This window comes from Megasphaera sp. AF13-6AC (genome assembly GCF_027685385.1).
Lineage (GTDB): Bacteria > Bacillota > Negativicutes > Veillonellales > Megasphaeraceae > Megasphaera > Megasphaera micronuciformis.
The window spans coordinates 1-22420 of record NZ_JAQCUN010000010.1 but is presented as its reverse complement, the minus strand read 5'-3'; the positions used below and the strand labels follow the sequence as shown (position 1 = coordinate 22420).

Annotated in this window: 23 protein-coding genes; 14 read left to right on the top strand and 9 right to left on the bottom strand. The window is 40.3% G+C overall.

Going from position 1 to position 22420, the window contains the following annotated elements:
* Together PGX78_RS01385 and PGX78_RS01380 are read left to right on the top strand one after the other, a co-directional pair.
* On the top strand, positions 1-986 hold a 986-nt coding region (locus PGX78_RS01385), incomplete at its 5' end, for an isocitrate/isopropylmalate dehydrogenase family protein (protein ID WP_270445085.1).
* Positions 987-1073: 87 nt separating this feature from the next.
* Positions 1074-2033 (top strand): NAD(P)H-dependent glycerol-3-phosphate dehydrogenase, encoded by a 960-nt coding sequence (locus PGX78_RS01380; protein WP_270445084.1) that lies wholly within the window; start codon positions 1074-1076, stop codon positions 2031-2033.
* A 60-nt stretch (positions 2034-2093) separates the two neighbouring features.
* On the opposite strand, the gene PGX78_RS01375 is transcribed toward PGX78_RS01380, so the two are convergent.
* The 9 genes from PGX78_RS01375 to dnaA all read right to left on the bottom strand — a co-directional run bounded on the left by PGX78_RS01375 (position 2094) and on the right by dnaA (position 12447).
* Positions 2094-3455 (bottom strand): hemolysin family protein, encoded by a 1362-nt coding sequence (locus PGX78_RS01375; RefSeq protein ID WP_270445083.1) that lies wholly within the window; start codon positions 3453-3455, stop codon positions 2094-2096.
* A 21-nt stretch (positions 3456-3476) separates the two neighbouring features.
* A complete protein-coding gene (locus PGX78_RS01370; protein ID WP_270445082.1) occupies positions 3477-4214 on the bottom strand; it encodes a hypothetical protein in 738 nt (245 codons plus the stop codon).
* A 19-nt stretch (positions 4215-4233) separates the two neighbouring features.
* Positions 4234-5397, bottom strand: coding sequence for a pyridoxal phosphate-dependent aminotransferase (locus tag PGX78_RS01365; protein WP_270445081.1), 1164 nt, complete (start codon positions 5395-5397; stop codon positions 4234-4236).
* Positions 5398-5407: 10 nt separating this feature from the next.
* Entirely contained in the window at positions 5408-7321 is a 1914-nt protein-coding gene (gene gyrB, locus PGX78_RS01360) for a DNA topoisomerase (ATP-hydrolyzing) subunit B (RefSeq protein WP_040773060.1), read from the bottom strand.
* Between the two features lie 93 nt (positions 7322-7414).
* Complete coding sequence (locus PGX78_RS01355) at positions 7415-8278, bottom strand: DUF721 domain-containing protein (RefSeq protein WP_270445080.1); 864 nt, start codon at positions 8276-8278, stop codon at positions 7415-7417.
* On the bottom strand, positions 8250-9362 hold the full coding sequence (recF, locus tag PGX78_RS01350; RefSeq protein WP_270445079.1) for a DNA replication/repair protein RecF: 1113 nt from the start codon (positions 9360-9362) through the stop codon (positions 8250-8252). The genes PGX78_RS01355 and recF overlap by 29 nt, the downstream gene beginning before the upstream one ends.
* 3 nt (positions 9363-9365) lie before the next feature.
* Complete coding sequence (locus PGX78_RS01345; RefSeq protein ID WP_006940811.1) at positions 9366-9584, bottom strand: RNA-binding S4 domain-containing protein; 219 nt, start codon at positions 9582-9584, stop codon at positions 9366-9368.
* Positions 9585-9591: 7 nt separating this feature from the next.
* On the bottom strand, positions 9592-10710 hold the full coding sequence (gene dnaN / locus PGX78_RS01340; RefSeq protein ID WP_270445078.1) for a DNA polymerase III subunit beta: 1119 nt from the start codon (positions 10708-10710) through the stop codon (positions 9592-9594).
* Between the two features lie 219 nt (positions 10711-10929).
* Complete coding sequence (gene dnaA / locus PGX78_RS01335; RefSeq protein WP_270445077.1) at positions 10930-12447, bottom strand: chromosomal replication initiator protein DnaA; 1518 nt, start codon at positions 12445-12447, stop codon at positions 10930-10932.
* 336 nt (positions 12448-12783) lie between these two features.
* On the opposite strand from dnaA, the gene rpmH reads away from it, so the two are divergent.
* The 12 genes from rpmH to PGX78_RS01275 all read left to right on the top strand — a co-directional run.
* Positions 12784-12918, top strand: a complete 135-nt coding sequence (gene rpmH, locus PGX78_RS01330; protein WP_006940814.1) for a 50S ribosomal protein L34 — start codon at positions 12784-12786, stop codon at positions 12916-12918.
* Between the two features lie 74 nt (positions 12919-12992).
* Positions 12993-13346 (top strand): ribonuclease P protein component, encoded by a 354-nt coding sequence (gene rnpA / locus PGX78_RS01325; protein ID WP_006940815.1) that lies wholly within the window; start codon positions 12993-12995, stop codon positions 13344-13346.
* Between the two features lie 2 nt (positions 13347-13348).
* Positions 13349-13558 carry a membrane protein insertion efficiency factor YidD gene (yidD, locus tag PGX78_RS01320; RefSeq protein ID WP_270445076.1) on the top strand — a complete coding sequence of 70 codons (210 nt, stop codon included), beginning with the start codon at positions 13349-13351 and terminating at the stop codon, positions 13556-13558.
* 83 nt (positions 13559-13641) lie between these two features.
* Positions 13642-14295: a YidC/Oxa1 family membrane protein insertase gene (locus tag PGX78_RS01315; RefSeq protein WP_270445086.1), complete on the top strand. Its 654-nt coding sequence runs from the start codon at positions 13642-13644 to the stop codon at positions 14293-14295.
* Position 14296: 1 nt separating this feature from the next.
* Positions 14297-15016: an RNA-binding cell elongation regulator Jag/EloR gene (gene jag / locus PGX78_RS01310; protein ID WP_270445075.1), complete on the top strand. Its 720-nt coding sequence runs from the start codon at positions 14297-14299 to the stop codon at positions 15014-15016.
* Positions 15017-15070: 54 nt separating this feature from the next.
* Positions 15071-16450 (top strand): tRNA uridine-5-carboxymethylaminomethyl(34) synthesis GTPase MnmE, encoded by a 1380-nt coding sequence (gene mnmE, locus PGX78_RS01305; protein WP_270445074.1) that lies wholly within the window; start codon positions 15071-15073, stop codon positions 16448-16450.
* 11 nt (positions 16451-16461) lie between these two features.
* Positions 16462-18354, top strand: a complete 1893-nt coding sequence (gene mnmG / locus PGX78_RS01300; protein WP_270445073.1) for a tRNA uridine-5-carboxymethylaminomethyl(34) synthesis enzyme MnmG — start codon at positions 16462-16464, stop codon at positions 18352-18354.
* The gene (rsmG, locus tag PGX78_RS01295) at positions 18341-19054 is read left to right on the top strand and encodes a 16S rRNA (guanine(527)-N(7))-methyltransferase RsmG (protein WP_270445072.1); all 714 of its coding nucleotides are present in this window, start codon (positions 18341-18343) and stop codon (positions 19052-19054) included. The genes mnmG and rsmG overlap by 14 nt, the downstream gene beginning before the upstream one ends.
* Before the next feature lie 16 nt (positions 19055-19070).
* Positions 19071-20042: a D-alanyl-D-alanine carboxypeptidase family protein gene (locus PGX78_RS01290; protein WP_270445071.1), complete on the top strand. Its 972-nt coding sequence runs from the start codon at positions 19071-19073 to the stop codon at positions 20040-20042.
* 198 nt (positions 20043-20240) lie between these two features.
* Positions 20241-20999 carry a DeoR/GlpR family DNA-binding transcription regulator gene (locus tag PGX78_RS01285; protein ID WP_270445069.1) on the top strand — a complete coding sequence of 253 codons (759 nt, stop codon included), beginning with the start codon at positions 20241-20243 and terminating at the stop codon, positions 20997-20999.
* Entirely contained in the window at positions 20996-21907 is a 912-nt protein-coding gene (gene pfkB / locus PGX78_RS01280) for a 1-phosphofructokinase (RefSeq protein WP_270445068.1), read from the top strand. The genes PGX78_RS01285 and pfkB overlap by 4 nt, the downstream gene beginning before the upstream one ends.
* An 11-nt stretch (positions 21908-21918) precedes the next feature.
* Positions 21919-22420: PTS sugar transporter subunit IIA (locus PGX78_RS01275; RefSeq protein WP_270445067.1), on the top strand; the 502-nt coding region annotated here is incomplete at its 3' end.

The window sequence follows — 22420 nt, the reverse complement described above, 5'->3', positions numbered from 1 at the left end:
TCACTGTATTTAAAGGTGACGGTATCGGCCCGGAAATTACGGATGCCGTTCTTTCCGTATTAAAAGCTGCTCACGCACCTTTAGAATACGATATCTATAATGTAGGGGCGGCAGAGTACGAAAAAAACGGAGCCCTCATACCTGATGCCGGTTTTGACTCATTTGAACGCACGAAGGTACTACTTAAATCACCGATTACAACGCCTATCGGTAAAGGTTTTCGTTCTCTCAACGTGACCTTGCGTAATAAGTACAACTTATATGCCAATATCCGACCGGCTAAATCGAATACGGCGGTACATACACCCTTTTCCAACGTAGATATCATTACCTTCAGAGAAAATACGGAAGATTTATATGTAGGTGTGGAAGAACAAATCGATGAAAATACCGTTCATGCTATAAAAATCATTACCCGTACGGCGAGTGAACGAATCATTCGAGATGCTTTTGAATATGCCCGTCAGCACGGTAGACATAAGGTAACCTGCGTACATAAAGCCAATATTTTAAAGCTTAGTGACGGTCTCTTTCTTTCCGTATTTAACCGCATTGCCGAAGAATACAGAGATATTGAAAGTGACGATAAGATTGTGGATAACGTCTGCATGCAGTTGGTTATGCGTCCTGAAACCTTTGATATTATAGTAACACCCAACTTATACGGTGATATTATTTCCGATTTGACAAGCGGCCTTATTGGCGGCCTAGGTCTTTTGCCGTCCATGAATGTCGGTACGGATTATGCCATGTTTGAGGCGGTTCACGGCAGTGCTCCCGACATTGCGGGCAAACATATTGCCAATCCTACGGCACTCTTATGGTCGGCTTGTATGATGCTAGAATACTTGAAAGAAGATACGGTTGCCGCAAAGATTAGACAAGCCGTAGACAAGGTTCTGCAAAACGGACATATGCTGACTCCCGACTTGGGAGGCACAGCGAAAACGGAAGAATACACCCAAGCAATCATCGACAACTTATAATAAAAAGCTCTCCTTTCGGAGAGCTTTTTATACAGTGCCCGATTATTGTATAATAGAGCCATAATTACTTATTAAAGGAGACCGTTCATGAATATATCCGTCTTAGGCTGCGGCCGGTGGGGAAGCTTTCATGCTTGGTATGCAAACAGTATCGGTCACAAGGTCACCCTTTGGGGACGTACAGGATCTACGAATTTGGAAAGGCTCGTACAAACCGGCCGAAACGACTATCTGACACTGTCTTCCGATATACTTTTAACCGATAACTTGCAACAGGCCGTACAAACGGCCGATATATGCATTGTATCTATTAATGCTCAACAGTTTCGTTCTTTAGCTAAACGTTTAAAAAAAGAAACGGATCTCTCCGAAAAGCCTCTGGTATTATGTATGAAAGGGCTTGAAATCGGTACGGGTAAACGACTTTCGGAAGTGGCATCCGAAGAGCTGGGAAGCCATGTCCCCATAGCCGTTTGGGTGGGTCCCGGACACGTACAAGATTTTGTTCGTCATATGCCTAATTGTATGGTCATTTCTTCGACTTGCCAGAAGCTCACGGAGACCCTCGTACAGACCCTTACAGGGCCCTTAATCCGATTTTATTACGGTAGAGATCTTCTCGGTACGGAAATAGGGGCAGCGGCAAAAAATGTAATGGGTATTGCTGCAGGTATGTTGGACGGCCTCAACTATACAAGTCTTAAAGGAGCTCTTATGGCTCGAGGCACTCGCGAGCTGTCCCGACTTATTGCCGCCATGGGCGGACAAGCCATGACAGTTTACGGTCTTTCCCATTTGGGTGACTATGAAGCAACTCTTTTTTCTCCATACAGTAATAACAGACGATTCGGAGAAGAATGGATTAAAGGAAAGCAAACATCCTATCTTGCTGAAGGTTACTATACATCCGAAGCGTTAATGAATCTTTCGGAACAATATAAGATAGAGCTTCCCATAAGCCGGACCGTTTATGAAATTACACATAAAGGGATTGATCCTAAAACCGGTTTGGAAAGCCTCTTTTTACGTTCCTTAAAAGATGAATAAATCGATAGTTCCATAAAAAACGGCACTGAAGATTTACTTCAGTGCCGTTTTTGCCGTTTTTTATGTACTCTCTTCATCCTCTTCTTCAGGAGTATTCATAACTAATATTTTATCGACTCGTAAGTTATCCATATCAACAACTTCAAAACGGTAGTTCTTCCACTCATATACATCCGTCTCTCTCGGAATTCTTCCTACTCCGTAGACAATCAAACCGCCCAAGGTTTTATAAAGATCCTCTTCTTCCCCGGGAAGATCCTCATCAATTTGGAAGAAGTCTTTAAACTCCTCAATAGAAATCAATCCGTCAATTAACCACTCATTGACAGTCCGTTGAACGATTTTATTAGCCTCTTCCGCCTTTTCTTCTTCGCCGACAGGCATAATACCTACAAGTTTTTCCAAAATATCATGAACCGATAAGATACCGCTTAAATTACCGTATTCATCCAAAACGGCAGCCTCATGGATTCCTTTTTCCTGAAACAGATGAACTACCTTCATGATATCCATCGATTCGGGAATATATTCGGGACTACGACTTGTGTGCTCTAAAATAGAACGGATGGATACATTTTTCTTTAACAGAACGGCCCGATAGTATTGATTAAATACTTTATTTAAAGAAATAATACCTACAAACTCATCTATGGAACCGCGGCATACGGGCACATTTATATGGTGGAAAGCAAGGAGATCGTTCATGATCTGTCCCTCTTCATCTTCCAAATCAATCCAATCCATCTGTGTCCGGTTTGTCATAATATCGCCTGCATCCATATCGTATAAGCGAAAAACACGTTCGACAAGCTTAGGTTCTTCTTTGTCAAAGGCTCCCGATTCAGCCCCTTGTTCCAACAGCAAACGTATTTCATCGGCCGTAACGGGTAATACTTCCGGATTATCGGCACCGATAATTTTTGTAACAAAAGACGTAGATGCCGATAGGATCCAAACTAAGGGGGTACATATCTTAGAAAACCACACCATAGGTCTTGCTAAAAGACAGGCTGTTTTTTCAGGACTGTCAATAGCAATACGCTTAGGTACCAATTCACCGAGAATCAAAGTTAAATACGTAATAACAACGACAATAGTTACCATACTGATTGTATAAGCATAGGGCTCCAATCCGGGTACCATCTTTACATATTGAGACAGGGGGCCGGCCATTTCCGTCCCGCCGTAAACACCTGTCAATAAACTTACAAGCGTCATTCCGAACTGAACGGTCGAAAACATCTTATTCGGGTTTTCTCTTAATTTTAAAACAATTTTCGCCGATTTATTGCCTTCTTCTGCCATGGATTCCAATCTTGACTGATGGCTGCTGACAATAGACATTTCCAGCATAGAAAAGATACCGTTACCGACAGTCAGTAATAAAATTACCAAAAACTGTTTATATAAGGAAATTTCCAAAAAGAATCACTCTCTCCAATCTTACCAATCACCGAATCCGATACCGATACCGCCACGAGAATGCCCGCCTATCCCGATACCTATGCCGATGCCGACTCGCCCGTTTCCCATACCGGTATAAGCCCGAGACGAAACAGCAACTGTCTTTTCAAACTGCCGTTCTTCCTTACCGATTCTTATGGTTAATAATGCTTTTGTTCTTCCTTCGGAAACAGCGGTAACAGCGTTCTTTTCTCCCATTTTTGCAATGGCCGTATTAATTGTTTCACCCGTAAGCGTATAGGGAATAAAGGCCGGCAAATTCACATAAAAGGTTCCCGTATCATTTACACCCAAAACGGTAGGATACAACTCAATTTTCGTACGTTTCAATAAACTTTGAACATTTCCGTATATAAGAACAGCCTTTTCTCCCGTATGCAAGACCCAAACATTGCTCTTATCCTTTGCTACGGCATACTCACGAATAAGTTCAGAATTTTGTTTATCATACTCTGTTATACGATAAAAATATCCGTTCATCATATCTTTATCGACAAGAAAATATGTGTGTTTTCTTTCTTTTACATCGATAGACGAAATAAAGGCCGTCAATTCTTCAAACTTTCTTCCTTTTGTAAGATAGTATGAATCACTTTTTTCTTTTACGGTAGTAGTAACCGGCGTCACCCCTGTATCTATTACCGATTCCGTAGCTCCGACACTCATCAAAGAAAAAACAAATATAAGTGTTGCAAGGACAGTAATTTTCTTATTCATTATAAAATCTCCACTCAAACTATCGAGTCAGTTTGCTGCGTATGCTTTCCAAACGATTGAGGGCCGCATAAAGTGTTTCATTATTAACGGCAAAATGAAGACGCACGTATTTTTGTACATCTTCAGCAAAAAAGGTAGATCCGGGAACGGATCCGACACCTACTTTACGAACTAAATCTTCACAGAACTCCGTATCTTTTTCATAACCGAATTCAGAAATATCGACGAGTAAATAAAAAGCTCCTTGAGGAATATTGTGTTTTAACCCCAGGTCATCAAGCCCCTTCATCAAAATATCTCTCTTTTCCGTATACGTTTTTACGAGGCCGTCATAATAATCACCGCCAAAACGAAGTCCCGTAACCGCCGCCTCTTGTAAAGGGCTGGGAGCGCTGATAGTAAAGAAAGTATGGACCTTCTTTATTTCATCAATAACAGCTTCAGGTCCGAGAATATACCCTACTCGCCAACCTGTAATAGAATAAGTCTTGGACAGAGAGCCTACGCAAATCGTACGATCATGCATATGCGGTAATTCAGAAAAATACGTATATGTATAGGGTTTATAAATAATTTGTGAATATACTTCATCTACAATCACAAAGGTATCATATTTTTCGGCATAAGCGGCTATAATGCCCAATTCTTCCCGCGTAAAAACCTTGCCGCACGGATTTGACGGATCACACAAAAGAACAGCCTTCGGACGTTCTTTAAAAGCTTTTTCCATTTCATATTCATTAAAAGTAAAATCATCGCCACGAAGAGAAACAAAAAGAGGCTCTCCTCCCGCCAGTTTTACGTCAACGCTGTAAGCATCATAGTAAGGAGAGAAGATAATAACCTTATCACCCTTATCAACAACTGTCATAATCGTTGATATAAGAGCTTCCGTACCACCGCAAGTAGCAATCAACTCTTTATTTGTATCGGGTTTGCGTCCCGTACATTTAAAACGAAATTCCGCCAAAGCATGCCTGAAGTTTTCCGAACCGGCATCCAAACTATATTGATGGGGTCCTTCATCGGCAATCTGTTTCAAAGAGTCAAGAATAGGTCGGGGCGGAGGAAAGTCGGGAAAGCCTGCAGATAAGTTAACAGCACCGTATTGTTCCGATAAGACGGACATTTTTGCAATAGGTGAATCTGTAAAAAGGTTAGTACGTTCTGATAATGCAGGCATAATGCCCTCCTTATAAATCCAAATTTCTTACTTTCTTAGCATTGTCTTGAATAAATTTACGACGCGGTTCAACTTTATCACCCATTAAAACGGAAAAAATGCGATCCGCTTCAACGGCGTCTTCCAATTCAACTTTTAACATAGTCCTAAATTGGGGATCCATCGTTGTTTCCCACAACTGTTCGGGATTCATTTCACCCAAACCTTTATATCGCTGTACGACAGCATTTTCATTTCCTACTTCAGCCAATTTATTTGTCAACTCGTCATCTGTATACAAATACCATACAGAACGACCCTTTCGTACTTGGTACAACGGGGGCTGAGCAATATATACATGCCCTTCCGTAATCAAAGGCTTCATAAAACGATAGAAGAAGGTTAACAAAAGAGTTCTGATATGAGCCCCGTCAACATCCGCATCGGTCATGATAATAATTTTATCGTAGCGACGTTTAGTAATATCAAACTCTTCACCAATACCCGTTCCGAAAGCCGTAATCATAGCACGAATTTCTTCATTGGCAAGAATCTTGTCAAGACGTGCCTTTTCTACATTAATAATTTTTCCGCGCAAGGGTAAAATAGCCTGGAACTTTCTATCACGGCCTTGCTTGGCCGACCCGCCTGCTGAATCACCTTCGACGAGATAAATTTCTGTCATATCCGGATTTTTTTCCGAACAATCGGCCAATTTACCGGGTAGGCTACTGATTTCCAAAGCATTTTTTCTGCGTGTTAACTCTCTCGCCTTACGAGCTGCCTGACGGGCTCTTGCAGCATTTATATTCTTAGTTACAATACTTTTTGCTTCTGCCGGATGTTCTTCGAAAAATTCCTTCAATCCGTCGGAAATAATATTATCTACAATACCTTTTACTTCACTATTACCGAGTTTAGTCTTAGTTTGCCCTTCAAACTGAGGCTCCCTTACTTTAACACTGATAATAGCCGTTAATCCTTCACGCACATCTTCACCGGAAAGGTTATCTTCATTTTCTTTAATAATCCCGGAAGAACGACCGTAATCATTAATAGTTCTCGTAAGACCTGAACGGAAGCCACTCAGATGAGTACCTCCTTCTTCAGTAAAAATATTATTAACAAAAGTCAGTATATTTTCACTGTATCCATCATTATACTGCAAAGCTATATCAACGACTACATCGCTCTTGATCCCTTCTAAACTGATAACTGTCTGATTTACGGGCGTACGGTTTTCATTTAAAAATTGAACAAAAGAGGTTAAACCGCCTTCATAATAATAAATTTCCTTTTTATCCGTTCTTTTGTCTGCAAGAGTAATAGTCAGTCCCTTATTTAAAAAGGCAAGTTCTCTCAGTCTGATTTTAAGTGTTTCAAAATCATAAACCGTATCGGGGAATATTTCACTATCAGGTTTAAACCATACTTTTGTTCCCCGTTCTTCTCCTTCTTCCAAAGGCCGAACTTTCTCTAATGAGTTTACTGTCAAACCGCGAGCAAAAGAAATTTTCCACAAGAATCCGTCACGTTTAACTTCAATTTCCGTCTGTTCAGAAAGAGCATTTACTACGGAAATACCCACACCGTGTAAACCGCCGGAAATAGGATATCCGTCACCGCCGAATTTACCTCCTGCATGTAAAACCGTCAAAACTACTTCAACAGCCGGTTTTCCGATTTTATGCATAGCTACGGGAATACCGCGGCCATTATCAACAACGGTAATACTGTTATCCTCTTCAATTGTAACTTCAATATGTGTACAATAGCCGGCTAAGGCTTCATCAATACTGTTATCTACTACTTCATAAACCAGATGATGAAGACCCTTTAAAGATGTACTGCCGATATACATACCCGGTCTTTTACGGACTGCTTCCAATCCCTCAAGCACCTGTATTTGATCAGCTCCGTAAGAAACTTTCTTTTGTTCAGACATAAAAACGTGTGCCTCCTGTTTAATAATCACTCTATTATACAATATTCCTCAAAACTTACCAATCAAGGAGTTTTTAAGTCTAATTAAATTCTTTTAAGCATTATTTCTATACTTATTAACTAAATTGATGATAAATCTATCTGTTAACTCATGGGGCTTTTTTCTTGTAATAAAAATGGATAAAAATAAGTCATCCTCTTTTGTATCCGCATTATGATAAACTTTTTCTATTAACCTGTAAATACAATTCCGACGAACTTCATCATACTGTTTCTCCTGAAAGTTTTCTCTTTGATACAAGGATTGAACGTCCTCCCAGGTTAGCCAAGGCATTTCATTTAAAATTGCCGTTAATTTTACTTTTTTTTCTTGATTCTTTTCAGATAGACAATATTCACAATCCTTATTTTGTTCTATCCACCTACCGCAACCCGAACAAGGTATATATCCTTCAGCTTCATAGGCTTTGCTTCTTCGTTTTGCCGCTACTTGCAAACGATATATTTTTTCTTTTAATCCTTCCTGACACTTATCGGAAACTTTTTTTATTGTATTCACTGTTTCTTCTGCTAAAACAATATCTGCCGGTTTTATCTTCAAAACAAATTCATAATCATCTGCAAGGTTTATCATTCTTTTTTCAGGAAATTTTGAAGCACTTACAAATTTTATATCACTTACATACTTTTCACCCAGGAAATCATTAATTTTTTCTTCAATATTATTCTTATACATGAATAACTGATTCATCCATGCAGAATTGAATACCCCTATTGTAATGACTCCTTCTCGTATATCTTTTATATAAGAATACTTTCCTATTCGATTGCCCATTAAAGAGGACCACTTTTTTTTCAATTCATAATGGCGATAGGGTTTCAATAAGTTATTATGTTCCAACACTTCTTGTATCAAATCACCGGCTTTTTCAGTTGTTCCTCTTCTCATGTTCGTCATATCGAACCTTTCCCTTTTCTACATAAAGAAACGAATATTCCTTTTCCTTACGAAAAAAAGAATCATCCGTTGTCGTAATAAAAGTTTGAACCTTTCCTTGCACAAAAGAAAGCAAAGCATTTCTTCGTTCTTCATCTAATTCACTCATAACATCATCAAGCAATAAAATCGGATATTCTCCGTTCTCTTTTTTTATAAATTCCAACTCCGCCATTTTCAATGCTAAAACAGCAGTCCGTTGTTGTCCCTGAGAACCGAATTTTTTCAATTCCCCCAAATCATTTTCCACAACGAAATCATCTCTATGAGGACCTATAGACGTAGACTGACGATAAATATCTTTTTCCCTATTTTTCCGTAATAATTCATAATAAACGTCTTCCGTATCCTCTACCGTCGAACCCTTATATGGCTGAATGTATGTCAATTTTACTATCTCTTTTTCACTCGTTAAGTTCCTGTATATTTCCTTTACGACAACAGATATTTTCTCTAAAGATTCTTTTCTTTTATTAACTATATAGGCTGCCAGGCGTGCTAACTGGAGATCCCATTCATGAAGAGATATATCTTTTTCATATTTCATCCGCTTTAAAAGTATATTTCTTTGAGATACAGCCTTATTATACTGTAATAGCATCTTATAATAGGACGGATTGATTTGAGATATTTCCATATCCAGAAAACGTCGTCTTAATGCCGGATTTCCTTTTATTAGTTGTAAATCCTCAGGTGAAAACATAACTTCTTGAAGTATACCGAAAAGTTCTCTTGTTCTTACCTTCGTATCATTTACGGACACGCGCTTTTTTTCATGAAGAGAAAAAACAATTTTAATATTTTGTTCTGTTTCATTCCTTATAAAATCGATAATAACGCTTCCGTTTGTAGCGGATTTTCTCAACAAATCCACATCTGTAACACCTCTATACGATTTACCTATACATCCGGTATATAAGGCTTCCAACAAATTAGTTTTTCCTTGACCGTTATTGCCATATAAAACAATAACGGTCGCAGGAAAAGATATATCCGCTTCTTCATAGTTTCTTATATTAAGTAAGCGAATTCTCGATATATTCATTACTTACTGTTCTCCGACAACTCTAAACTGCCCTACATTTTCTACCTTCACTATATCATTAGGATAAAGTTTCTTTCTTTTTACAGTACAACTTTCACCGTTTACAAAAATCATTTTATTAGCAATAAGCATACTCGTTTGACCGCCACTTTCCGTAATATCGGCCCACTTTAAGAACTGATCTAATTGTATCGTTTCTGTCTGAATCTTTATTTCTTTCATGTTGCTCCTATCTTGCACGCATAGGCGTAACAACAAATACACAATTTCCCGTATCCTTATCTTGTATCAACATAGGACTGTTTTCACGGCATTTAAGAAAAATTTCATCCTTACTGCAATGTTTTAATACATCAAGAATAAAACGTCCGTTAAAAGATATGGACAAAGGATTTCCGCCGGACATGATACATTCAACCGAATCTTCTACAACACCATGATCCGGGTCCTGACTATTCATGTGAATCTGATTATCCGCCATATCAAAGTTAATAACATTATATTGAGCATCTTTGGCGACAATTGAAATTCTTTCAACGGCAGCTGTAAAGTCATTGCGTCTTATAGTAATAATATTGCTGAATTCCGTCGGAATAACTCGTTTGTAATCAGGGAAGGTTCCTTCTATAAGACGTGTACGGATATATACATTACCGAATTGAATAGCCAAATAATTTCTTACAGCCGTAATCTTTACGACAACAGGAACATCTGTCGGTAACTGTCGGGCTACTTCAGATAATAATCTACCGGGAATAATAGCTTGAATATCTCCTGTTGACGGTTGATCCAATGTAACTGATTTTAAAGCCAAACGATGGGTATCCGTTGCAACCATAGATAAGGATTTTCCGGAAACATCTAAAAAAGTACCTGTAAACACGGGGCGAGATGTATCTGTTGCGCATGCATAAGAAGTATTGTCGATTAAATCTTTAAGGATAACACTGTCTGTTGTGAAGGAAGCATATCCCTGTTCAACAACTTCGACTTCATTAAAGTCTTCAGTATTCATAGTCATATATCTATATTTAAGCTTACCGCCCTCAATAGACATTTGTGAATCTGAATCACTTTTGGTCAGTATAATTTCTTCAGATGCTATACGTCTTGTTAATTCTGACAAATGAGGATCCCATAAAAACACTTCACCGGATTCTTCAATAATACCGGGAATGGTTGTTTTGATTCCCATATCATAGTCATTGGCCTGAATTTCAATATTATCATTTATAGCTTTGATTAGAAGACCGTTTTCACTGGATAAGTTATTACTTTTATTGGATGCTACTTTTTGCACCGACTGTAAGGCACGTGTAAAGTCTTCTTTTTGAATTTTCAGTTTCATGGTATTCTCCTTTTTATATGAATATGAACTTAATTGGAGCTTATTAAATAGTAGTAATAGTAATAGGGGGTGTGGATTTGTAAAAAAGTCTTTTAAAAGTGTAAGCTATCTTGTTTACCCGTGTTTATAAAAAGTGGATAAGTAAAATCGGATTATTCACAATTTTACAGGAAAATTACTTATTCACTTTTATAGAAGGGATATATACAACATATAAACCTATTTATCCACAAGGATAATTGAATTTTTTATTTGTTCAACAGCCTTTCGCAGAGACTCGTCTTTTTTTACCTCTTTAGAAATTTTATTAACCGCGTACATGACTGTTGTATGGTCTCTATCATTAAAAGCGGCACCGATATGAGGATATGTGTGTTCTGTTAATTCACGGCATAAATACATGGCTATTTGACGAGGAAAAGCTATTTTTTTGAGTTTAGTTTTACTCATTAAGTCTTCATATTTTATTTTATAATATGAGCATACATGTTTAGTTATTTCATCAATAGTAATATATTTTTTTTCCTGTTTTGTTTTGACCAGCTCTTGAAGAGCCCTTTGTGTTACTTCCAGTGTAATGGGAGAGTTTTCGACAGATGCCTGCATTTGAGCTCGAATAAAGGCTCCTTCAAGTTCGCGAATATTTTCGCTCACATTGGAAGCTATATAGTCGATGGCTTCTTTATCAATAGGTAGATGTTCGATTTTGGCCCGATTTCTTAAAATCGCTGTTCTCGTTTCCAAATCGGGAGGATCAATATTTACAACAGTTCCGCCTTGAAAACGGGATCGAAGCCTATCTTCCAGTTTTTTTATATTCTGTGGAGGTCGATCGCTTGTAAAAACCATTTGTTTATGGTCTTTGTAAAGTTTGTTAAAGGTGTGAAAAAACTCTTCTTGAGTATGTTCTTTACTTTCTAAAAACTGAATATCATCGACGAGAAGGACATCTATATTTCTGTATCGTTGACGAAAACTTTCAGGGTTTTTATCCTGGATGGATTGAATGAGTTCATTGGCAAAATCTTCACTTGTAATACAGCGTAGTCGTAAATGAGGATAATGTTTTAATATATAATGACCGATAGCGTGCATCAAATGTGTTTTACCCAGACCGCTGTCACCGTATATAAAAAAAGGAGAATATTTTGTCATAGGCGATTCGGCTATGGACATAGCCGCTGCATGAGCCAATCGATTACTGTTGCCTACAACAAAAGTATCAAAGGTATAAGCGTCGTTTAAAGTGGAGGCCCCTGTTTGTAAAATATCATCCTTTTCGTCAGAAAAAGGTCCGGATTGTTTTATATCCGGAGTATAAGTAGGTTCTGAACCTGTCTGTAACTGTTCCGTATGGGGGGAAACCGATTCCTTTGTTTCCTGAGTTTTTAAACTTTCAATAGTATATACGTTGTTGGCATATATATCTTGAGACTCTTCTTTTTTTTGAGTATTTGACTGTTCCCTATCGGAAAGATCTCCGGCACTGTGAATAAGACGAACTTTAATCTCTTGATCGGCCACGGATGAAGCCGTCGTTTCCAATAGGTGTGTATATTTTTTTGTAATGTAAGAACAGATAAAATTAGTAGTTGTATCGAGGATAAACATATTGTTTTCAAAAGAATAAGGTATTAAGGACGTTTCTATCCATGTGTTGTAAATTTGCGGTGGCAATGATTGTTTTAACTTTTCCAACATGCGAATCCAAAGTTCCGTAATATCAATAGTTTCCATAAGAGACCTCTCTTTAAAATGCATGTGTATATAAAGGTAATTGTTGTGATATAATGTGTATAACTGTGTAGATAAAACTCTTTTTCTTACGATAAATATCGAAAAGAGAAAGAAAAAAGAAAGTTATCAATAATTGTTGATAATATGTTGATAACTTTCTTTTTATATCTGTCATCTATCCACATTTTACACCAAAAAAGATATGAATGGAATAGACAGGTCCATTTACTTATGAGTCTTATGTATCCTCTTCATTGACAGTATATAGCCTATTGAGTATAATTACACTGTTATGGTGTAAGCTCAAAGTATTATGTGTAAAAGGAGGTGCTTCACTTGAAACAGACATTTCAACCGAATAACTTGTGGAAGAAAAGAACGCACGGCTTCCGTGAAAGAATGAAAACTAAAGGCGGTCGTATGGTTTTGAAAAAACGCCGCATGAAAGGTAGAAAGAAACTTTCTGCTTAATAACAATTACGAGATGAACAGAAAAATTCCTCGGGGGATTTTTCTGTTCATCTGCCATTATCAGGATAATCGTTATGTATGAGTTGAAAAAAAAAGATCGCTTATGTAAAAATAGAGAATATCAGCTCGTATATCGTCACGGTAAGTCATATGTGGCCAGATCCGTCGTTTTGTATATTATGAAACGATCGCCGCAGCAACCGATTCGATCGGGATTTGTGACAGGGAAAAAAGTAGGTTGTGCCGTTGAACGCAATTATTGCAGGCGCTTAATGAAGGAAGTATATCGACTACATCGCTCTGAACTGATAAGCGGATATGATCTGGTATTAATCGGCAGAAGCCGTATGAAGTACGGCACCTATGCAGATGCGGAAAAGACGATTATGAAGCTTTTTAAACAGGCCGGTCTTTTGAAAAAGGCTTAGTTATGAAATATATACTTATATTTCTTGTAAAAGTATATAGACTATGTGTATCTCCGTTGGGATTACCTTGTTGTCGATTTTATCCTACTTGTTCTGCTTATGCCATTGAAGCCTTACAAAAATACGGCGCAGTAAAAGGGTCGGTTCTCGCTGTCAAGAGAATTTTAAAATGCCATCCTTTTCATAAGGGCGGTTATGACCCGTTGCCGTAACGGGACGGATGAAATTAAGGCCTGTCCCCTGGATTTTTTACACTTGATAGGAGTTGAGATTTTTGGGCTTTTTCAGCGGAATTATGGATGTATTGAGCGGCATTATGTCAACCTTCCTCGACTATTGTTACGCTTTTACTCAATCAGTGGGATACCCCAGTTACGGTATTGCCATTATAATGCTTACAATTATTATTAAGCTGGTACTCAGTCCGTTGACGGCAAAACAGATTCGTTCCATGGAAGGAATGCAACTGTTACAGCCGAAAATAAAAGAATTACAGAAAAAATATAAGGGTAACCAGAAGAAGATGCAGGAAGAAATGAGTAAGCTTTATCGTGAAATGGGTGTGAATCCCCTTTCAGGATGTTTGCCTATTTTAATCCAAATGCCTTTCCTTGTATCTATCTTCTATGCGTTACGATCCTATCCGTATGATCCTGCATATGAAAGTTTTTTGTGGCTTTCCAATTTGGGTCAGCCTGATGAAACCTATATTTTGCCGGTCTTGTCGGCTCTTTCTACCTTCCTTATTCAAAAGCAAATGACAGGTGCACAGCCTGATGCTGAAGGTCCGCAGGCTATGCAACAAAAGATTATGAAGGTGGCTATGCCCCTTTTTATAGGTTGGATTAGCTTGACATTCCCGAGCGGCTTGGTTATTTACTGGATTATTTCCAATGTTTTCCAAGGAGCTCAGCAGATGATTATGGGACGTCTCAAGAAGGAGAATTAACATGATGATTATCGAAGCTACGGGAAAAACTATTGAAGAAGCGATTGAATCGGGTCTTAAAGAACTGGGAAAAGATATATCCGAAGTGGAAACGGAAGTATTGGTTCAGCCCAGTAGCGGTATTTTGGGTTTCGGTAAAAAAGAGGCCAAGGTTCGCCTTACGGTAATTGAAAAACAGGTTGAAGAAGTACCTGTTGAAGCGATACAAGTTGAAGAAGTTTCCGTAGAAGTAAAACCCGTTGAATCAGATGGAGGAGAAAATCGTAATGATGCGGAGGAAGTCGCCGCCGATGCGAAAGAATTCCTGAATACAATTCTTGAAAAAATGGGAATTTCGGCTGTTATCGAAAAGATGATAAAGGCTGACAGAATTACACTTCACATACACGGCGACGACTTAGGAGTTCTTATAGGAAAACACGGGCAGACATTGGATGCCTTGCAATATATCATTAATTTAAAAGCTAATAAAGGCAAAGAAAATCGTTTTTTCATTATGCTTGATGTAGAAAACTACAGGGCTCGTCGTGAAGAAACGTTAAAAAACTTGGCTCATCGTTTGGCAAGTCGAGTTAAACGCAATCGTAACAAGGTTGTTCTTGAACCGATGAACGGGTTTGAGCGAAAAATTATTCACGTAGCCCTTCAGGACACGGAACATGTACGGACGGAAAGTGAAGGCCAGGACCCGTATCGTCATGTAGTTATTTATTACCAATAATAGAGGGCCCGGTGCAATGCACCGGGTTCTTTTCCTATATGAAGGAGAATTTCTATGATTTACGATTTGTCACATACCATTGCGGCTATTGCTACGGCAACGGGAGAAAGCGGTGTCGGCATTATTCGTATAAGCGGTACTGAAGCCTATAACATCGGTGAAAAAATTTTTTGCAGTAAGGGGAAGACGAGGTTCAAGGATTTTAAAGACAGAACGATTCATTTCGGAACTATTGTTGATGAAAAAGGCCGTGAAATTGACGAAGCTCTTGTACTTATCATGAAGCGGCCTCATTCTTATACGGCGGAAGATGTTTTGGAAATACAATGTCACGGCGGTCGTCAATCTGTTTCGGATATTTTAAAACTCGTACTTCGAAGCGGTGCTCGTCTGGCTCGTGCGGGAGAATTTACTCAAAGGGCCTTTATGAACGGCCGTATCGATTTGGTGCAAGCCGAAGCGGTCATGGATGTTATTCAGGCCAAAAGTTCGAAGGGATTAAGTACGGCTCTAAGCCAATTGGAAGGTCGGCTTTCAGGTATTGTGGCTGCCATGAGGACTGAATTGACGGATTTTATTACACGTCTGGAAGTAACGGTAGATTATCCGGAAGAAGATTTGGAAGATATTGTCGTTCATGACTTGGAAAAGACTATGAGATGTATGATGGAGCGGATGGAACAAATGCTGAAGGATTCGTCTAAAGGACGGATTATTCGTGACGGCATGACGGTGGCCATTGCCGGGGCTCCCAATGCAGGAAAATCCAGCCTACTGAATTATTTACTTGCAGAAGATCGAGCCATTGTGACGGATATTCCGGGAACGACGAGAGATGCTCTGGAGGAATGGGTATCTATACAGGGAATTCCATTTCGTCTTGTCGATACGGCGGGAATCAGAGAAACGACAGATACGGTTGAAGCTATCGGTGTAACTAAGGCCAGAAATTATATAGAAACTGCTGATACGGTTCTAATTTTGAAAGACAGGACGCAGCCGTTTAGTGATGAAGACAAGGCTTTGATAAACTCTGTCCCTGACGGTAAGGGTGCTATTGTTCTGACAAAGTCGGATTTAAAGCCTCTTCTGGAATGTAAAGATTTAGAAGTGTACGGCCTTCCTGTTTTTTCACTGTCGTCCGAGACAGGAGACGGTATAAGTTTATTGGAAGAGTACTTGGTTTCCCGTTCGGGAGAAAGCGGTGCGGGAGAGAATGAAGTTCTCTTATCCAATATGAGACATATTGAACTGATGAGGCAAAGTTTGAATGCTCTGAAAAGGGCTGAAGAAACGATGTATGCCGGCATGCCGACGGACTTAATACTCGTTGATTTACGTGAGGCTTGGGAGTTATTGGGTGCGGTCACGGGAGAGACGGTTCAAGACGATATGGTCGGTGAAATATTCAGTCGTTTTTGTTTGGGAAAATAGGAGGTTCTGTTGTGTTTGTTGCCGGAACTTACGACGTAATCGTTATCGGTGCAGGACATGCGGGTTGTGAAGCGGCTTTGGCCGCTGCTCGTATGAAAATGCATACCTTATTGATTACGCTTAATTTAGATAATATAGCTTTAATGCCTTGTAATCCCGCTATAGGCGGTCCGGGTAAAAGTCACCTTGTTAAAGAAATTGATGCTTTAGGCGGTCAGATGGGTTTGGTAGCCGATAACACGGCTATACAAATGCGTATGTTGAATACGGGCAAAGGTCCTGCAGTTTACTCTTTGCGTGCTCAATCGGATAAAAAAGCATATCAGTCTGAAATGACACATATCTTGGAAAATGAAGCCAATCTGGATGTGAAACAACTGACCGTTACGGATCTTATCGTAGAAGATAAGATTGTAAAGGGTGTCTATACGGAATTGGGTGAAACCTTTTTGGCTAAAGCGGTCATTTTGGCAACCGGAACATATTTAAAGGGGCGTATCATTATCGGAACGACCGTACTTGAGTCAGGTCCCATAGGACAACGATCGGCCGAAGCATTATCCGATTCTTTGAAAAAATACGGGATTTCATTAATGCGCTTTAAGACAGGAACTCCAGCTCGGATAGACAGCCGTACATTGCAAACCGACTCTATGGAAAAGCAGGAAGGAGATAATGAAGGACATGCCTTTTCTTTTCTGTCTGAACGGTTAAATCGTAATAAGGTTTGTTGTTGGCTTACCTATACGAACGAGAGAACTCATGAGATTATTCGATCCAATCTGGATCGGGCACCTATGTGTAACGGAGTTATTGAAGGTATCGGGCCCAGATATTGTCCGTCTATTGAATCTAAAATTCTTCGTTTTGCCGACAAGAAGAGACACCAGCTTTTTGTTGAACCGGAAGGATTAAAAACGGAAGAAATGTATGTTCAGGGAATGAGTACCAGCTTGCCCATGGATGTACAGTATGAATTTTTAAAGACCATTCCCGGCTTGGAAGATGTGAAAATAATGCGACCCGGATATGCTATCGAGTATGATTGTCTCGACCCTTTGCAACTCTTGCCTACTTTGGAAGTCAAGAAGATAAGAGGATTGTATTCGGCCGGTCAGGCAAACGGAACGAGCGGTTATGAAGAGGCGGCGGCACAAGGGCTGATAGCAGGTATTAATGCGGCACTGAAGATACAGAAAAAAGATCCCTTTGTATTGACACGGGCGGAAGCCTATATAGGTGTTCTTATAGATGATTTGGTTACAAAGGGTACAAACGAGCCGTATCGTATGATGACCAGCCGATCCGAATATCGTTTAATTCTAAGACAAGATAATGCGGATATGCGATTGACGGAAAAAGGCCGTGAATTAGGGCTTGTAACCGATGAGAGATATGCAGCCTTTTGTAAGAAAAAAGAGGAAGTTGATGAGCTTCTTTCTGTCTTAAAAAAATTGTCCGTTACGCCGACGACCCGGACTAATAAACTTCTCGAGTCGGTAGGCTCGGCTCCTTTAAAAACGGGAATCAAGGGCGTCGACTTGTTACGTCGTCAAGAAATGACCTATTCTTTAATGAAAAAGCTATTTAGTGAACTTAAAGACTATCCTCTTGATGTAACGGAGGAAGTGGAGATTACGGTTAAGTATGAAGGCTATATTGAACGTCAGCGGGAACAGGTAGCAAAGATGAATAAGTTGGAACAGCGTCTTTTACCCGATTCTATTGACTACGAAGCGATCGATACAATCTCTTCCGAGGGTCGACAAAAGCTTTCCGATATTCGGCCGCGCTCATTAGGACAGGCTTCGCGTATATCCGGAGTTTCACCGGCAGATATTACGGCGTTATTGATTTATACTGAGCAGATGAGACGGGAGGGGAAAGGTAATGTTTCCATGTAAGGGAGATGAGCTTTTCCGTCTTGCCTATCCGAACATAACGGATGATGAGCTGGAAAAATTCAAAGTCTTTGCCGGGTTATTGGAAGAAAAAAATAAGGTTATGAACTTAACAGCCATTACCGATGCCGACGAAGTGACGGTAAAGCACTTTATTGACAGCTTAAGTTGTTATGATGAGCGCTTCTTTTTCACCGGGGCTAAGGTATTGGATTTGGGTACGGGTGCCGGGTTTCCCGGAATTCCCTTGGCTATTATGCACGACGATTTGAAGATTACCTTCTTCGACAGCCTTCAAAAACGGTTAACCTTTTTAAAGGAAGTGACAACGACTCTTTCATATAAGCAGGCCGAGTTTTTGCACGGGCGAGCTGAAGAAGAGGCTCATAAAGATATATATCGGGAAGCCTTCGATATAGTTACGACTCGAGCTGTAGCCAGACTCCCTGTTTTAGTTGAATGGGCCTTGCCGTATGTAAAAACGGGAGGTTATTTCGTAGCTCTTAAAGGGGCGGCCTATGCAGAAGAAATTGAAGAATCGAAAAATGCGTTGAAAATTCTCGGGGGTATGGTGGAAGTCGTCGAGCCTAAGAAATTGCCCGGTCTTGAAGATAAGAGAGCCGTTTTATATATTAAAAAGGTTAAAAACAGCCCGGCAAAGTATCCTCGCAAGCCAAAAGTGGCTGTAAAGAATCCGTTATAAAGAAAGGATGAGCTTTATGAAGATGAAAAAACTGGCCCTTTGTGCTATGGTATGGTGTCTCGGATTGGCTTCATCGTTTGCCGTTTCCGATGGGGAGATTCATGCTCGGGCAGCCGTTCTGATGGATGCTAAGACAGGAGAAGTACTGTATTCGAAAAACGGTGATGAAAAGTTGTATCCCGGCGGGACGACTATGATTATGACTGCCCTTTTAGGGGCCGAAGCGGGCGATACGGTATTGGACGGAGCCGTTCATTTTTCCGATGATGTAACTAAATTGGATAGAGACGTAGCTGTTTTGGGAATTTCCGCAGATCACCCCGTTACGCTTCGCAATGCCCTTACGGCTATGATGACTTATACGGGTTGTGATGCGGCCTTGGATACGGCTGTCACGGTAGCTCCTTCCGTAGCGGACTTTGTGCATATGATGAATGATAAGGCAGTCACTATAGGTGCTACGAATACTCATTTTACGAATCCTCACGGATTGCCGGATGCAAACCATGTTTCGACGGCTAAAGATTTGGCTAAGATAGCTGTATATGCTATGCAAAATCAGACTTTTAAATCTTTTACGGGACGTACGAGTTTTGTCATGCCGTATACAAACGGCGGGGCCCAAGAAGTTTTTTCCATGAATGAGTTTCTCAATTCAGGATATAAGGGTGCTAACGGCATTAAAACCGGTGCCACCGACTACGGCGGAGCGACCTTGGTTGCATCGGCTATGCGCGGGGATAAGACTTATGTGGTCAGCATTTTAAACTCGGATAACCGTAGTGGTGATGCAAAGCTGTTGATGGACTTTGCCTTTGCTGAGACCACTGCAATCGATGCGGTGAGCAAAGATGACGGAAAATCAGCGGTGGCAGAAAAGAAGGAAAATAAAACGACTCCTGAAGAGGATGCCGAAGCCTATACTTTACGAGATGCGCCGGAAGGGCAAACGTTGACGGGTATTGCAGCACAACATATTTCTAAATAAGTATAAATAGCATAATGGTGGATATAAAACCGCTTCCTGTTAGGAAGCGGTTTTTTTCATAAACCATACTATAATTATGATATTTAATCATTTTGGACATTCGTGCATATTCGTTTAGAATAATGAACGTTTTTGATTGATTATTATTGTTTGTGATTGTATACTAAGGGCGAAATTTACTTTCAGGAGGTACTCATTATGTTGACCGAAGAACGGCAGAGAGACATAGCACGGCTTGTAATGATTGAAAGAGCCGTAACGGTACAGCAGTTGTCGGAGCGGTACGGGATCTCGGAATCGACGGCCAGACGGGATTTACTTACCTTACAAAAGATGGGCCTTGTCAATCGGGTTCATGGTGGAGCCACGGTTGTAGACGAAGTGGATGAATATAATGTCAATTCTGAAAGTATTCAGCAGAAATATGCCTATCACGTAGAAGAAAAGAGAAAAATAGCCGCTTATGCCGCTACTTTGATAGAAGAACAGGATTTTATTTATATAGACGGCGGTTCGACGACGGAACAAATGGGCGACTTTTTGACGTCACATGATATTTCAATTGTTACAAATAGCCTTCCCTTGGCACAAAAACTGGCTGCACGGGGGCTACAAGTAAGTATACTTCCCGGGACGGTTAAAGGATCGACTGAATCGGTTATCGGAGGAGACATGAGAGATATGCTCAGACGTTACCACTTCACGAAGGGTTTTTTCGGTACAAACGGGATTGATCTTCGTTTCGGGTATACGACTCCCGATCAGGAAGAGGCGGCCTGTAAGACGGCTGCACTTAAACAGTGTACCAAGGCGTATGTTTTGGCAGATACGAGTAAATTCGGTCGTTCGTCACACGTAACATTTGCGACTCTTGCGGAGGTCGCAATTATTACGGCAGGTAAGAAGGATTTAGATGTTTCCGCATACGGTGAGCAAACGGAGGTGTGTATGCTTTGATCTACACGATTACGTTCAATCCGTCTTTAGACTATGTTGTTCATACGACGGATTTTTCTACCGGTAATATTAATCGGGCAGAGGCGGAAGCCATATATCCCGGCGGTAAGGGAATTAACGTATCCCTTGTATTACAGGCCTTGGGAACCCGAAGCAAGGCCTTGGGCTTTGTAGCCGGTTTTACCGGTCGGGAAATAGAGCGTCTTTGCGTGAATGCCGGTGTACAATGTGATTTTCTTTATTTACGAGAAGGTAATTCTCGCATTAACGTAAAGGTTATCAGCCATGAAGAAACGGCACTTAACGGAATGGGGCCGCTTATAGGTCAAGAGGATATTAATCACCTGAAAAAAATAATAGGGTCTCTAAGCTCCGATGATGTACTGGTTCTTGCCGGAAGCATACCGGCAGGTATAGACAACCGTATATATGAACAGTTATTGGCGTCCGTAGCAGCTAAAGGCGTCAAAACCGTTGTCGATGCGACAGGCGAGCTTTTACGTAATGTATTGAAGTATAAACCCTTTTTGATTAAACCCAACCGAGAAGAACTGGAAGAATTATTCGATATAAAATTAAGGACAGATGAAGACATTATTTTTCAGGCACGGAAACTCCAAGAAGAAGGGGCACAAAACGTACTTGTATCCCTCGGCGGTGACGGTGCCATATTAATCGGTGAAGATAATGAAATATATAAGGTAAAAACGCCTGAAGGAACGCTCGTCAACTCCGTGGGTGCCGGAGACAGTATGGTAGCCGGATTTATTTCGGCTTATATGAAATACGGGGGGAACTTGAGCGAGGCATTACGTTGGGGGATTGCAGCCGGAAGTGCTACGGCTTTTCATGAATGGCTGGCAACGGGCCGACAAATTAAAGATATGTATGAAGCTGTTTGGTTATAGGGGGAACCGTTATGAAAATTACGGATTTATTGAAAGTTGAAAGTATCGATTTACAGGCAGAGGTTGTCGATAAACGAGGCGCTGTTAATAGGTTAGTAGATTTAATGGAAAAAAGCGGTTGTTTAAAAGATAAAGAAGCGTATAAGGCCGCAGTCTTAAAGCGTGAAGGCGAAGGAAGCACGGGAATCGGTGAGGGTATTGCCATTCCTCATGCCAAGACAGATGCGGTTGTAAAGCCCGCACTGGCATCTATGATTGTTCGCACCGGTGTCGATTATGAAAGTCTTGATGATGAGCCGGCTCACCTTTTCTTTATGATTGCCGCACCGGCGGACGGTGCCGATGTTCATTTGGAAGTCCTTAGCCGTCTCAGCAGAATGCTTATGGATGACGACTTTAGAGAGGCTTTGATGTCGGCTCCCGATAGAGAAACGTATTTAAAAATTATTGATAATGCGGAGCAAGCCTTGGCAGTCGAAGATTCTGGAGAAGCCGGTCAAGCGGCAGTCTCAG

Bases quoted from the DNA above. Each gene is read 5' to 3' on its own strand.
- recF (WP_270445079.1), bottom strand. From the start codon at position 9,362: ATGAATATATCGAGAATTCGCTTACTTAATATAAGAAACTATGAAGAA.
- PGX78_RS01355 (WP_270445080.1), bottom strand. From the start codon at position 8,278: ATGACGAACATGAGAAGAGGAACAACTGAAAAAGCCGGTGATTTGATA.
- rsmG (WP_270445072.1), top strand. From the start codon at position 18,341: ATGTTTCCATGTAAGGGAGATGAGCTTTTCCGTCTTGCCTATCCGAAC.
- PGX78_RS01290 (WP_270445071.1), top strand. From the start codon at position 19,071: ATGAAGATGAAAAAACTGGCCCTTTGTGCTATGGTATGGTGTCTCGGA.
- rnpA (WP_006940815.1), top strand. From the start codon at position 12,993: ATGTATGAGTTGAAAAAAAAAGATCGCTTATGTAAAAATAGAGAATAT.
- PGX78_RS01380 (WP_270445084.1), top strand. From the start codon at position 1,074: ATGAATATATCCGTCTTAGGCTGCGGCCGGTGGGGAAGCTTTCATGCT.
- yidD (WP_270445076.1), top strand. From the start codon at position 13,349: ATGAAATATATACTTATATTTCTTGTAAAAGTATATAGACTATGTGTA.
- PGX78_RS01370 (WP_270445082.1), bottom strand. From the start codon at position 4,214: ATGAATAAGAAAATTACTGTCCTTGCAACACTTATATTTGTTTTTTCT.
- jag (WP_270445075.1), top strand. From the start codon at position 14,297: ATGATGATTATCGAAGCTACGGGAAAAACTATTGAAGAAGCGATTGAA.
- PGX78_RS01365 (WP_270445081.1), bottom strand. From the start codon at position 5,397: ATGCCTGCATTATCAGAACGTACTAACCTTTTTACAGATTCACCTATT.
- dnaN (WP_270445078.1), bottom strand. From the start codon at position 10,710: ATGAAACTGAAAATTCAAAAAGAAGACTTTACACGTGCCTTACAGTCG.
- PGX78_RS01315 (WP_270445086.1), top strand. From the start codon at position 13,642: ATGGATGTATTGAGCGGCATTATGTCAACCTTCCTCGACTATTGTTAC.
- mnmE (WP_270445074.1), top strand. From the start codon at position 15,071: ATGATTTACGATTTGTCACATACCATTGCGGCTATTGCTACGGCAACG.
- PGX78_RS01285 (WP_270445069.1), top strand. From the start codon at position 20,241: ATGTTGACCGAAGAACGGCAGAGAGACATAGCACGGCTTGTAATGATT.
- gyrB (WP_040773060.1), bottom strand. From the start codon at position 7,321: ATGTCTGAACAAAAGAAAGTTTCTTACGGAGCTGATCAAATACAGGTG.
- PGX78_RS01345 (WP_006940811.1), bottom strand. From the start codon at position 9,584: ATGAAAGAAATAAAGATTCAGACAGAAACGATACAATTAGATCAGTTC.
- dnaA (WP_270445077.1), bottom strand. From the start codon at position 12,447: ATGGAAACTATTGATATTACGGAACTTTGGATTCGCATGTTGGAAAAG.